The organism is Stenotrophomonas sp. Ps181, assembly GCF_025697425.1.
GTDB classification, from domain to species: Bacteria; Pseudomonadota; Gammaproteobacteria; order Xanthomonadales; family Xanthomonadaceae; genus Stenotrophomonas; species Stenotrophomonas sepilia.
This window is the reverse complement of the sequence record NZ_JAHWBI010000006.1, coordinates 220,197-233,572: the sequence shown is the minus strand read 5'-3', so window position 1 is coordinate 233,572 and position 13,376 is coordinate 220,197. Positions and strand designations below refer to the sequence as shown.

Below are 13,376 nucleotides of genomic sequence, written 5' to 3'. Positions count from 1 at the left end.
ATACCCGGCCGGGCGCTGCCCGGCACCCGTTTCAAGCCAGAGCGCAGGCAAAGGCAACAGCAACAGCGTGGTTCATGGCTCTGGGTTGCTGCGTGTTTGGCGGGGCGGGAGGGGCAGGCAGGACACGCCGTAAACCCGTCCATGGGGGCTCGATGGCGCCATCCATGGCGCCAACGGTCCTGCCTGCCCCTCCCGCCCCGCCTTCGACAGTTTCCCGGTGACGGATGGACGTGCTTCGTAGCGTCGCGCTTGCTCGACTGATTCAGAAGCGGTGGGTGGAACGGAAACAAGAAGGGGTCGGATCCATTTTCCTGCGGAAAACGGATCCGACCCCACAACGAGTGCGCGCAGCGCGCGACCCGCTTTTGATTTTCTTTCTCTCTTCCGTGGCTGGCAGCACAAGGAAACTGTCAGAGGCCGGGCGGGGTGGGTTCGCGGGGGTGTCCGCGGCATGGATGCCGCGGCCAAGCCCCCAGGGACGGGTTCACGGCGTCCCCCGCGAACCCACCCCGCCCGGCCAAGCGCGGCTTTTGCTTCTGGCTTCAGCGACCAACCCACAGCCACGAGGGGCTGTGCCGTTGGCTGAAAACTCAGTAACGCTTGATCCCAGGCACCGTGCAACCTTCAATCTGCGCGTGCGCCGACACCGCATTTTCCTTCTCGCCCCGCGCCAGCCGCGACTGCTCGATCGTCGCCCAGTGCCGGCGGCACAGCGGCCCGGTCTTCGAGCCCAGATCCACGGCCTTGCGCGCGAACGTCTCCGCCTGTGCCCACTGCCCCTGCAGCAGCGCCAGTTCGGCACGCTCCTGCAGCACCGCCGGGTCACCGGCCACGATCTCCAGCGCATGGTCCAGGCTGCTGGCGGCACCGGCGAGGTCGTTGGCCTGGCGCTGCGCCTGTGCGGCCAGTCTCAGGTCTTCCACCTGCGAATCACGCAGCGGCTGCACCGACAGTTCCTTGTCGTCCGGACCCGCTGCAGCATCCACGGCCGCCAGGCGCTGCGCCGGCGTGGTGGTATCGACCGGCTTGACTACCGGCGGCGCGCTGCTCACGCAGGCGGCCAGGGCCAGGCTTAGACCGGTCAGGACCAGGGGCTGCAGCAGGGTTCGCATGTTCATCGGCATCATCGGCTCGGGGGAGAAGGGGTGGCGGCAGATTCGGCGGGTGCTTCCGGCTTGCGGTCCAGGCCGAACCAGCTTCGCCAGCCACCGCCCTCGCCTTCAGCCTCGCCCTGCCCCTCGGGCGACGCGGCCGGCGCGCACGGCGCATAGGCAGGCGCATAGCCCACCACGAACGGGAAACGACGCGCGCCGGGGCAGCCTTCATCGGTGCTGTTGAGACCGGTGGGAGCCACCGGCTGCCAATCCAGGCCCTTGTTGCTGACCCGCAATGGCGCACTCGGCAGGCGCTGGAAGATGCCCGACCAGACCCGCATCGCGCCAGTGGCGCCGTACAGGCCGGCCTGCTGGTTCTGATCGTTGCCGATCCAGATCACCGCCAGGTGATCGCCGGTGTAGCCGGCATACCAGCTGTCACGGCCATCGTTGGTGGTGCCGGTCTTGCCGGCTGGCTGCAGACGGCCGAGGCCATCAGCATTGAGCCGCTGCGCGGTACCGCTGGCGACGACCTGCTGCAGGCCGACACTGATCAGGTTGGCGGCAATCGAATCGCCTTCCTGTGCCGGTGCCGGCGTCTTGTCGTAGCGCTTGAGCAGCTTGCCCTGCGGATCGAGCACGCCGCGCACGGCGTGCAACGGCTGGATCTCACCACCGGACGCGAGGAACTGGTACAGCTGCGCCATCGCATACGGGCTCTGGTCGGTCGAGCCGAGGATCACCGCCGGATTGGCCTCGGCCTTGATGCCGGCCAGCACATGGATCAGCTGGGTCACGCGCTCGGGGCCGACCTGCATGCCCAAGCGCACCGTCGCCTGGTTGTACGAATGCGCCAGCGCATCGATCAGGCGCACCGTGCCGTGGCTGCGGTTGTCGGCGTTGCCGGGGCTCCAGTTGCGGCCGCGGCCGAGCTGCACCGTCACCGGCGAATCATCGACCCAGCTGGCCAGCGAATAGCGGTCAGGCTGCGCCAGGGCCAGCAGGTACACGAACGGCTTGAGCAGCGAACCGACCGGGCGCTGCGCCTCGATCGCACGATTGAAGCCGACCTCGGACACCTCACGGCTGCCGATCACCGCCAGCACGTCGCCGTTGTGCACGTCGGTCAGCACCATGCCGGCCTGCAGTTCAGGGCGACGCTGGCTTTCCAGCGACTTGATGGTGCGGGTCACCGCGCCTTCGGCATAGGCCTGCGCGGACGGCGACATGCCGGTCATCACGCTCAGGCCCGCGCCCTGCAGCGCAGATTCCGGATAATCATGCGCAAGCTGCCGGCGGACCAGGTCGACGTAGGCGGGGAAGCGGTTGGCTGCCACCAGGCCCGGTGTCTTGGGCACGCCCAACGGAGCCTTCAGCGCGCGCTGGTACTCGGCATCGTCGATCAGCGTGGCCTCGTGCAGCTTGCCCAGCACGAAGTTGCGGCGATCCAGCGCGCGTTCCGGGTTGCGCCGCGGGTCGTAGAAGGACGGCCCCTTGACCAGGCCGATCAGCAGGGCGATCTGCTCGGTCTCCAGCGACTGCAGGTCACGCCCGAACCAGAATTCGGCGCCGGAGGACATGCCATGGATCGCCTGGCTGCCGCGCTGGCCCAGGTACACCTGGTTGAGATATGCCTCGAAAATGGTGCGCTTGTCGTAGCGCGCCTCCATGATCAGCGCGTACAGCACCTCATTGAACTTGCGGGTGAGCGTCTGCTCCTTGCCGATGCCGAGCAGGCCGCTGCGGGCCAGCTGCTGGGTGAGCGTCGAAGCGCCCTGGCGGCTCTGGCCACCGGAACGGATCGTCACCCACACCGCGCGCGCGATACCGGACAGGTCGATGCCGTGGTGGCGGTTGAAGTCCTTGTCCTCCACCGCCTGCAGGCCGGTCACCAGCAGGTCCGGCGCCTCGTCCATGCGGATCAGGCGGCGTTCTTCCTGCTTCTGGCCGTACAGCGTGGCGATGCGCGCCGGATCCAGCCGCGCGGCCTTCAGTGCCTTGCGGCTGTCGGCGTCGCGCAGCGAGGCCACGCCGCCATCGGCCAGCGACAGCTCCACCCGGCGCGGGGCCACCCGGCCATCGACGTCGTTGTAGCCACGACTGGAGATCACAAAGCGACCGCCGTTCACCGCATAGGTGGCCGGCTCCTTGCCCTGGCCGTCATCACGGTAGGCGGAGGCGGCCAGTTCGGTCTTCAGCGTGGACGCGTCCATCGCCTTGCCGGGGGTGAGCACCAGCGGCCGCGCATACACGCGCGTCGGAATCTGCCAGCGCAGCTCGCCGAAACGCTGGGTCACCTGCTGGTTCAGGTACAGCGTATAGGGAATGAGGAAACCCAATCCCAATGCGACCGCAGCCATGCTCCAGGTGATCAGCCGGCGCCGCCACAGCGGACCGCTGTCCTGCTGGTCGTCGTCGAAATCGTCGGTGTCGTCGGAATCGTAGCGTCGGGGCACGGGAGAAACATGGCAGGGGCGTCAGCGGAGTCTACCCCAGCCCATTTCCGCAAGGCAGGTTCACCAAACCGCCTGTTCAGCGATTTACCGGAGGCAAAGGCCCGGCCTTGCCTCGAAGTCCATCCCACAGACCTCTCAGCATGAACCGCAACCGAATCCAGCGAGGGGCGAGGAACAGACCGTTGCCTGCCAGCTTCAGCAACAGGCGCGGCACATCCTGGGCAATCCACACCCGGGGCGTATAGGCACGTCCATAGAGCAGAACGCGATTGCGCATGATGAAGTAAAGGCGGAAGGGCTTGTGCACGATCACGCCATCCGGCTTCGTACGTGATGGCAGCAGCTCCTCGCCGATGCTATGGGTCATCTGCGCATCGCAGATGCCATACAGAGAATAACCCTGGCGCTTGGCCCTGAAACACCAGTCCATGTCCAGGTTGTCAATGAACAGGTCTTCGTCCATTGCACCAATATCCTGCAATGCCGACATCGGCACCAGCGAACCGGACGTGATGAGGAAATCGCAGGAGATGCGCTGGCCCGCCCCCCCTCGCAACTTGTGGTTGAACGGGAAGCCAAAGCGAACGAACGGGGCAAGCATGCCACTGCGCGAATCGCGGAACTGCGGCCCGACAGCAGCCACGCGCTCTGCGCGGTTGAGTTCGATCAGTGCAGTCCCCAGGACATCCACCATCTTTGGCGCCAGCACACTATCCTGATCCATCAGCAGCACATAAGCGAAGCCGAGCGCCTGCGCCCGCTCATAGGCCCGGTTCAAGGCACTCCCGAGGCCAACGTTGTGCGCCGAGGCAACCACGCTGATCCCCTCCCTTCCGGCCAGCAGTTCGTCGACATCAACACCAGTGCTGCCATTGTCGAACACCACCAGATGCCCCACCTGCTGCAGCACACTGTCAACCACCCGCCGCAACAGGTCCGGCTCGGGCCCATAGGTGACGATGACAGCGCAGACAAGGGAGGCATCGAATGCGGGCCCCGGACCTGGCCCTTGCGGAATCACTGGATTCATGACGTCATGTCGCTGGCTGCGGAACGCAGGCTGTGTGAAAAACGATGAAAACGACCAAAGGCCATCTCCCGTCAAGCCTGCAGCAATAGCATTGACAGCAAGACTGACAACTCACTGCCCCGCTTGAGCGTGACGCAGCGGCTGGACTATACCCGACCAGTGCGACCTGCACGAATCCTGTCGATATCAGCGTGGTCGCAGCTCACCACCGGCGCGGCGCAGGCGATCTTCAAACGCCGGCAGTTCGGCCAGATCCGGCTGCAGCAACCGCGCCTGTTCGGCGGCATGCGCGGCGAAGGCCAGGTCACCGTTACCGAGCCGCTCGCTGCCGATCGCCAGCCAGCGCTGGGCCAACCGCAGCCGCGCCGAGGGCAGGCCCGCTGCGGTCGGTGACAGCGTCTGCCAGGCCTGCAGGCAGGCACCCGCCGCCTGTACCCGGTTCTGCCGCAGATTGTCGTCGAAGCAGCGTCGGCTGGCGGGCAGCAAGCGTGCGGCGGCTGCCTTCACCCGCGCATCGCGGGGAGCCAGCGACTGGGCTTCGCGCAACGCGTCGAACGCGCTGTGCCCGGGTGGGCTGATCCACTGCCCCGCACGCTCGGCACGTTCGATCTTCCGCAGGTGGTCGCGCAGCTGGCGTTCGCGCTGCGCCGTGCTGACCGCGGGCTGCTGCAGAGCCCGCAGCGCCTGCTGCGCGCGCTGCAGGCGCTGCGCCAGTTGTTGCCGGACTGCCTGCGAAGCCCCCAGCTCCGCCGCCAGGGCCGCATCACGTTGCGCCGCATCGAACTGGAAGTCGTCGGCGGACTTCTGGCTGCGTGCAACCACTGCCTGCAGGGTCTGCTCACGCCCGCGCTGCGCATTGGAATCATCGGCGGCCACCACCAGCACCGCCTGGAAACCCTTGGCCGCAGCTTCCAGCTGCTGCCGTCGCAACGCACGCTGCGCCTGCCGAAGGCGCCGGTCGGCCGCGCGCGCGAGGGCCTCCTCGCTCGCCGGCAGATCGGCATGACCGGCATCGAACTGACGGGCACGACGCAGGAGCGCGGCCGCCTCGGCCAACTCCCCTCGCTCCGCCAGCGTGCGTGCCTGCAGCAGCAGGTCGCTCAGCGCATCTTCGCGCCCTTCCAGCGCCGGCAGGTTGTCCGGCTGCAGGGCCAGGATGCGCTGGAACAAGGGCAAAGCACTGCTGTCGCCGTCATCCAGGCGTCCGGCCGCGAACGCGTTACGCGCCTGCGCCAACAACGCACCAATACCGGCTCCGGCGCTGCGTCGCGCCTGCAACTGGCGGGCGACCGCATCGGCGTCGCCCTGCGGCACCTGCAGCTCACGGGCCAGTGCCAGGGCCTGCGCGCTGCCGTCCAGGTCATCCGCCTGCAGGCGATCGCGCGCCTGTTGCAGCGCTGCCGTGCCGGTATTGGCCAGGCCCTGGCGCGCCTGCGGGCGATCACCGTCCAGCGCCAGCGCCGCCTGGTAGCGCTCGCGCGCACCACTGCCATCGGCATCGCTCAGGCGCCCAGCCGCCAATGCACGATCCCCCTCGGCCAGCAGCTGTTCGATCTGCGGCTCATCCCAGAACCAGTCTGCCAACGGCTTGCGCAGCAGGACCAGCAGCACGAACACGGCCAGCGCTGCGAGCAGCGCCCAGCGCCAGACCCGTCGCGCATGGCGCGCCTGCAGCCACCACCAACGCCCCTCGCGACGGACGCGGTCCAGCGCAGGATGTTCAGCGCCATGCGGGCGATGCGGGGGCTCGCGTTCCATGCGTGCAGGGTAGCCGGGGCAGCGTGAAGCTCAGCCGAGGCGACGCGCCTCGCTCACGCCCGGCAGCGCATCGAGCTTGCCCAGCAGCGTCGACAACTGCCCGTAGTCACTGACCTTCAGGCGCAGCCGCAGATGGGCACGGCCACTGTTGCGCACGTTGTCACTGTGGATGTCGAGCACGTAGGCGTCTTCCTGGGCGATCAGGTTGGTGATGTCCTTCAGCAGCCAGCGGCGATCGACCGCATCGACCACGACGTCCACCTCGTAGCCGCCCCCGGCCTGGCCCCACTCCACCGGCAGGATGCGCTGCGGGCTGCTGGCCGCCAGCCGGGCCAGCGCGGCGCAGTCTGCACGATGCACGGTGACACCCCGGCTACGGGTCAGGTAGCCGACGATCGGCTCGCCGGCCACCGGCTGGCAGCAGCGTGCCAGCTGCACCAGCAGGTTGCCCACGCCCTGCACGGTGAACTTGGACTTGCCCAGGTTCTCGCGGCGCGCGGTCGGCCGCGGCAGGGCCGGTGCGGGTGCGGGCTGGCTGGCAGCGCGCTCCGCCTCCAGCAGCGCACGGCTGACCTGGTTCGGGCCGGTATCGCCCAGCGCCACCTGGATGTACAGGTCATCGACGCTGTCGGCATGGAACTTCTTCGCCGCCACGGCCAGGTCCGCGTGCTGCAGGCCCAGCCGCTTCAGCTCGCGCTCGAGCAGTTCGCGACCGGCCTGCACGTTGCGCGCGCGGTCCAGCTTGTGGAACCAGCTGCGCACCTTCTCGCGCGAGCGGTTGCTGGCCAGGAAGCCGTTGGCCGGCATCAGCCAGTCGCGGCGCGGATCGGCCTCCTTGCCGGTCAGGATCTCGACGCGGTCGCCGCTGCGCAGGCGGTAGGTCAGCGGCACGATGCGGCCGTTGACCTTGGCGCCGCGGCAGCGGTGCCCGACCATGGTGTGCACCTGGTAGGCGAAATCGAGCGGCGTAGCGCCCTGCGGCAGGTCCAGCACCTCGTCCTTCGGGCTCAGCGCATAGACCCGGTCCTCGGTCAGCTCGGCATCAAGCGCCCCGGCCAGTTCATTGCCCTGCCCGTCCTGCGCCTGCTCCAGCAGTTGGCGCATCCAGGTGATCTTGCGGTCGAAGGACTTCTCCGCGCCCTTGCCACCTTCCTTGTACTTCCAGTGCGCGGCCACGCCCAGCTCGGCCTGCGAGTGCATTTCATGGGTGCGGATCTGCACTTCGATGGTGCGACCTTCCGGGCCGACCACAGCGGTATGCAGCGAGCGATAGTCGTTGGCCTTGGGCCGGGCGATGTAATCATCGAACTCGCTCGGTACCGGTGCCCACAGCGCGTGCACCACGCCCAACGCGGCATAACAGGCGGCAACGTCGTCGACCATCACGCGCACCGCACGGATGTCATACAGCTGGTCGAAGGCCAGCCGCTTCTTCTGCATCTTCCGCCAGATGCTGTAGATGTGCTTCGGGCGGCCGCTGACTTCGGCCTTGATGCCCTGGGCGACCAGCTCGCGCGACAGCACCTTCTTGACGTTCTCGACGTAACGCTCGCGGGCGATGCGGGTTTCATCCACCTCGCGGGCGATGCGGCGGTAGGTTTCCGGTTCCAGGTGGCGGAACGCCAGGTCCTCCAGTTCCCACTTCAGCTGCCAGATGCCCAGCCGGTTGGCCAGGGGCGCGTGGATGTCGCGGGTCAGCTGGGCCAGCGCGCGGCGTTGCTCTTCGTCCAGCTTGTCGGCCGCGCGCATCCGTGCCAGCTGCCGCGCCAGCAGGATCGGCACCACGCGCAGGTCGCGGATGATCGCCAGCAGCAGCCGGCGCAGGCCCTCACTGTTGCGCCCCGCCTCACGGCCGGCATGCAGCGCCCACACCGGATCGGCCGCATCCTGGCCATCCAGCAGGCCGACCACCGCCGCCTTGTGGTTGCCCAGCGGCAGCTGGTCCAGGCTGGCGCGCAGGCCCGGCAGGTCGAACAGCAATGCGGCCACCACCGCGCCTTCGTCGGCCGAGAGCATCGCCAGCGCATCGAGGGTATCGCCCAGCACCGACCAGGTGGCACGCATCTGCTGGTCGCAATCCGGCGCTTCCCAATGCTCACGCAGGGCCTGGCGCAGCGGAGCAGGCAGCACCGCTGCCGAGGGACGGTTCAACAAGGCATCCAGGCCAGGGACGGAAGCGCGGTTCACAGCATCGAGCAGGCAAGACAGAGGCCCCTACACTAGCGCCGGCGCCGTTCAGGGACAATCACTGCAGCCACCATCACCCGGCATGAAGACATGCCGCTACACTCGCCCACACACCCAGGAGAGACCCGCCATGCCTTCGATTGCCCCGCGCGTCCGTCCACGGCTGCTGGCCTGTGCCGCCGTGCTGCTGTCCCTGTCCGCGCCTGCGCTGGCCCAGCGCGTGGTGGAGGGCGACCTGCAGCAGCAGATGTCGCCCTCCGAGTTCAAGGCCGCCGGCCTGGACAAGCTCAGTGCCGGTGAACTGGCCACGCTCAACCGCTGGCTGCAGGGCAAGGTCGAGGCGGCCACCACCCAGGCCGTCGCCGCAGCGCGCGAAGAAGGCCGCCAGGAAGTGATCAAGAAGAACCGCGGCTTCCTGGACTTCGGCAGCAGCGAACCGATCGAAAGCAACCTGCAGGGCGAATTCCGTGGATTCGACCAGGGCCGCCGCTACGTGCTGCAGAACGGCCAGGAGTGGGAGCAGATAGACGCCACGCACTATTCCGGTGGCCGCAAGGACGCCCCGGGCGTCAGCATGCGCCCAGGGGTGATGGGCGCCTGGTATATGAAGGTGGACGGGGTGAACGTGCAGCCGAAGGTTCGCCGCACCAAGTAACGCCCGGGCATTCCGGCCGTGCCGGCTCCCTGCCCGGCCGGCCACGGTCGCCCGGCGGGGCGACCGTGGCGCGCTCAGGCCTGGCGCAATGCAGTCACGCGCTGCGCCAGCTTCTTCGCCGAGATACCAGAACGTGCACCCAGCTCCTGCGCGAACAGCGATACCCGCAGTTCTTCCAGATCCCAGCGCAGCGCCTGCCATTGCGGGCGATCACGCAGTCCCTGCTGCTCGCCCGCCTCCAGCGCTTCCAGGAACGGATGCAGTTCCAGCATGCGCGCCTGGTCGCGCGGCGGATCACGCTTGGCACGCTCGGTGCGCAGGATCATCGCCTTCAGGTAGCGCGGGTACTGCGCCAGCGCATAGGCCGGCGTATCGCGCAGGAACCCGGGGTGGATCAGGCCGGCGAGCTGCGCTTCCATATCGTCCAGGTTGCCGCGCGCCCAGCCCATCAACGGCGCTTCCAGCATCGGCTTCAGCTCCGCCACCAGCGCCAGGATGGATTCGGCCAGCTTCAGCCGCGACATGGCCTCGCCGAACAGGCTCTTGGCGGCATGCTCGCGGCGCTGCTCGAAGGCCGCCGCATCACGGATGTCTTCCAGGCCCTCGGCCAGCACCGCGTTCATCGCTGCGTCGACCAGATCACCACGCAGGCGCTCCTGCGATTCGATCGCGGCATACAACAGGCCGGTCTTGGCACCGACCGGCAACTGCTTGCGTGCCTGCTTCACCTTCTCGGCCAGGGCGATCTCCAGCAGGCGGCGCACGCCCAGCGGATGGGCCTCCTGCGCCTGCTGGCGATCGGCGAAGATGCGCAGCGCCACGCTGTCGCCCTCGTCCAGCAGCGCCGGATAGGCCGGCACGCCGGCTTCACCGGGCACCTGCAGCGGAATCGGCGTGGCCGGGAACGCGCGCAGGCCGTCAGCCGCCATCTCGCGCCCGGCACGCGCGGCGAAGGCATCGCCAGCACGGCCACCGAATTTCGCGCGCAGCGCTTCCAGATCACGCGAGGTGGCCAGCACCTTGCCCTGTTCGTCGCGCAGCCGCAGGTTCATGTGCAGGTGTGGCTCGATCGAACCCGGCTCGAAATCCAGTGCGGTCACCGTCGCGCCGGTCGCACGTGACAGGAAACGCGCCAGCTCGCCGGTGATGGCATCGGCGCTGGGCTGCGGGAAGGCCTCGTAGAACGCGCGACCGAAGTCCGGCGCCGGCACGTAGTTGCGGCGCATCGCCTTGGGCAGGCTGCGGATCAGTGCCGAGGCCTTGTCGGCGACAAAGCCCGGCGCCAGCCAGCCCAGCTGCACCGGATCCAACGCGTTGAGCAGGTGCAGTGGCACGTCCAGGGTGACGCCATCGTCGTCGGCCCCCGGTTCGAAGCGGTAGTGCAGCGGCAAGCGCGCCTGGCCCAGCGCCAGGTACTTCGGATAGCGCTCCTGTTCGCTGCCCTCACCGGGCAACAGGTCTGCCAACGACCAGTGCAGCGCCTTGCGCTGTTCCGGCGCCAGCCCTTTCCACCAGCTATCCAGTCCCGCCGCCGAGTGGATCTGCGGCGGCACCCGGTCCAGGTACCAGCGTGCCTGCCAGTCTTCGTCGGCAACGATGCCGGCGCGGCGCAGCTTGGCTTCTTCCTCGCGCGCGACCCCCAGCACTTTCTGGTTGTCGGCGACGAAACTGGCGCGGGTATTGATCTCGCCGGTCACCAGTGCCTGGCGCACGAAGATGTCATGCGCCTCGCCCGGCGCGATGCGGCCGTAATGGACCGGTTTCTTCGGTGCCAGCACCAGGCCGAACAGGCTGATCTGCTCGGACGCCAGCACCTGGCCCTGCGCGCGCGACCAGTGCGGGTCGAAGTGCTTGCGCAGCAGCAGGTGCGGCAGTTCGGCGATCACCCAGTCCGGCTCGATCGCGGCCAGGGTCATGCCCCATACCTTCTGCGTATCCAGCAGGTTGGCCACCAGCAGCCACGGCGGTGGCCGCTTGGCCAGCGCGGAACCGGGGAACGGCAGGAAGCGGCGCTGGCGTGGTGCCTGGAAATCGCCCTTCTCGGTGCGGTGGCCGATCTGCGTCGGCAGGCCCGCCACCAGCGCCCGGTGCAGGGTCTGGTAGGCAGCAGCGCGTACACGTTCGCTGAAGCCGCCGCTGGCGGGCGCCTGTTCCTTCTGCGCGCGCACGGCCACCGGTGCCGGTGCGGCCTCGGCCTTGCCTTCGCGGGCCAGGCGCGCGGCGCGGTGCAGCTGGCCACGCGTGGCTTTCACTGCGGCCGCGTCATCACGCGCCGGTGCCGGCGCACTGCTGCCGGCCAGCAACGGTGCCATCGACGCCTCGCTGGCCTCTTCCTTCCAGCCCAGCTCCTCGCAAAGCAGCCGCAGCTGGCGATGCAGCTCTCGCCATTCGCGCATGCGCAGGAACCCGAGGAAATGACGGCCGCACCAGTCGCGCAGCTTGGACTGGGTCAGGTCCTCATGGGCCTGCCGGTAGGCATCCCACAGGCGCAGCACGCCGACGAACTCGGAGCGGCCATCGGCGAACTGCGCATGCGCGCTGTCGGCCGCACCGCGTGCTTCCGGCGGGCGTTCGCGCGGGTCCTGGATGCCCAGGAACGAGGCGATCACCAGCATCGGCCGCAGGCAACCGGCGGCCTGCGCGGCGACCAGCATGCGCGCCAGCTTCACGTCCACCGGCAGGCGCGCCATCTGCTTGCCGATGGTGGTCATGCGCCGCTCGGCATCGATCGCGCCCAGCTCGGTCAGCTGCTGCCAGCCATCGGCCACCGCGCGCTCGTCCGGCGCCTCCAGGAACGGGAACTCCTCGATGCGGCCCAGGCCCAGCTGCAGCATGCGCAGGATCACGCCGGCCAGGCTGGAGCGCCGGATTTCCGGATCGGTGAACTCGGGCCGCGCCTGGAAATCCGCCTCGGCGTACAGGCGGTAGCAGATGCCTTCGGCGATACGGCCGCAGCGACCCTTGCGCTGGTTGGCGCTGGCCTGCGAGATCGGCTCGATGTGCAGGCGATCCAGCTTGTTGCGCGGGCTGTAGCGCTTGACGCGGGCGAAGCCCGGATCGACCACGTAGCGGATGCGTGGCACCGTCAGCGAGGTCTCGGCCACGTTGGTGGCCAGCACGATACGCCGGTTCGGCCCGGGGTTGAACACCCGGTCCTGGTCCTGGTTGGACAGGCGCGCGTACAGCGGCAGCACCTCGGTATTGCGGTACTTGCGTCGTTCCAGCGACTGGTGCGCATCGCGGATCTCGCGCTCGCCCGGCAGGAAGATCAGCACGTCGCCGCGCGCATCCAGACGGGTGATCTCGTCGATGGCCGACACGATGGCGTCATTGACGGTGCGCTCGCCCTGGTCGTCGCCCTCGCCTTCCAGCGCCCGGTAGCGCACTTCCACCGGGTAGGTGCGGCCTTCGACGCTGATCACCGGCGCATTGTCGAAATGCTGGGCGAAGCGTTCGGTGTCGATGGTGGCCGAAGTGACGATCAGCTTCAGGTCCGGGCGCTTGCGCAGCAGCTGCTTCAGGTAGCCCAGCAGGAAGTCGATATTGAGGCTGCGTTCGTGTGCCTCGTCGACGATGATCGTGTCGTAGTTCGACAACCAGCGGTCGCTGGCGATCTCCGCCAGCAGGATGCCGTCGGTCATGAACTTGATGCGGCTGTCGTCGCTGACCTTGTCATTGAAGCGCACCTGGTAGCCCACCAGCTGGCCCAGTTCGCTCTGCAGTTCCTGCGCCACGCGGCTGGCCACCGCACGTGCGGCGATCCGTCGCGGCTGCGTGCAGCCGATCATGCCAGCCTGCCCACGGCCTGCGGCCAGGCACAGTTTCGGCAGCTGGGTGGTCTTGCCCGAACCGGTTTCACCGGCGATCACCACCACCTGGTGGTCGCGGATCAGTTTGATGATCGCGTCGGCTTCACGCGCAATCGGCAGCTGCGGGTCCAGAGTAATGGACGGCTGCTGTTGCGCCCGCACCTGCCGGCGCTGCACCGACGCCTGCAAGGCCTGCTCGAAAGTAGCGGCCAGTGCCGAATCCTGCGGCTTGGCCTGGCAACGCGAGAGCATTCCCAGCAAACGGCCCCGGTCGCGGCTCATGGCGCCATCGATGGCGGCGCGCTGTTGGCGCAGGCGGGGCGATGGATTTTTATCGATAGAGTTCATCAATCGGTTCGTTCAAAACTTTGAAAGCGACCAGTCATC

Annotated in this window: 7 protein-coding genes; 1 reads left to right on the top strand and 6 read right to left on the bottom strand. The window is 68.1% G+C overall.

Annotated elements, in window-relative coordinates; translation table 11 throughout:
- Positions 1 to 590: 590 nt before the first annotated feature.
- From KXV01_RS15450 to KXV01_RS15430, 5 genes are all read right to left on the bottom strand, one after another.
- Positions 591 to 1,127, bottom strand: a complete 537-nt coding sequence (locus tag KXV01_RS15450) for a hypothetical protein (protein ID WP_049414191.1) — start codon at positions 1,125 to 1,127, stop codon at positions 591 to 593.
- Entirely contained in the window at positions 1,124 to 3,550 is a 2,427-nt protein-coding gene (gene mrcB, locus KXV01_RS15445) for a penicillin-binding protein 1B (protein WP_099495003.1), read from the bottom strand. The genes KXV01_RS15450 and mrcB overlap by 4 nt, the downstream gene beginning before the upstream one ends.
- A gap of 76 nt (positions 3,551 to 3,626) precedes the next feature.
- Positions 3,627 to 4,580, bottom strand: a complete 954-nt coding sequence (locus tag KXV01_RS15440; protein WP_099487653.1) for a glycosyltransferase family 2 protein — start codon at positions 4,578 to 4,580, stop codon at positions 3,627 to 3,629.
- 186 nt (positions 4,581 to 4,766) lie between these two features.
- Positions 4,767 to 6,338 carry a hypothetical protein gene (locus tag KXV01_RS15435; protein WP_111096207.1) on the bottom strand — a complete coding sequence of 524 codons (1,572 nt, stop codon included), beginning with the start codon at positions 6,336 to 6,338 and terminating at the stop codon, positions 4,767 to 4,769.
- Between the two features lie 30 nt (positions 6,339 to 6,368).
- Positions 6,369 to 8,525 carry a bifunctional (p)ppGpp synthetase/guanosine-3',5'-bis(diphosphate) 3'-pyrophosphohydrolase gene (locus KXV01_RS15430; protein ID WP_049414183.1) on the bottom strand — a complete coding sequence of 719 codons (2,157 nt, stop codon included), beginning with the start codon at positions 8,523 to 8,525 and terminating at the stop codon, positions 6,369 to 6,371.
- A gap of 130 nt (positions 8,526 to 8,655) precedes the next feature.
- On the opposite strand from KXV01_RS15430, the gene KXV01_RS15425 reads away from it, so the two are divergent.
- Positions 8,656 to 9,180 carry a hypothetical protein gene (locus KXV01_RS15425; RefSeq protein ID WP_049414182.1) on the top strand — a complete coding sequence of 175 codons (525 nt, stop codon included), beginning with the start codon at positions 8,656 to 8,658 and terminating at the stop codon, positions 9,178 to 9,180.
- Positions 9,181 to 9,254: 74 nt separating this feature from the next.
- Here the strand turns inward: KXV01_RS15425 and hrpA are convergent, their stop codons facing one another.
- The gene (hrpA, locus tag KXV01_RS15420; RefSeq protein WP_099495001.1) at positions 9,255 to 13,337 is read right to left on the bottom strand and encodes an ATP-dependent RNA helicase HrpA; all 4,083 of its coding nucleotides are present in this window, start codon (positions 13,335 to 13,337) and stop codon (positions 9,255 to 9,257) included.
- Positions 13,338 to 13,376: the final 39 nt, after the last annotated feature.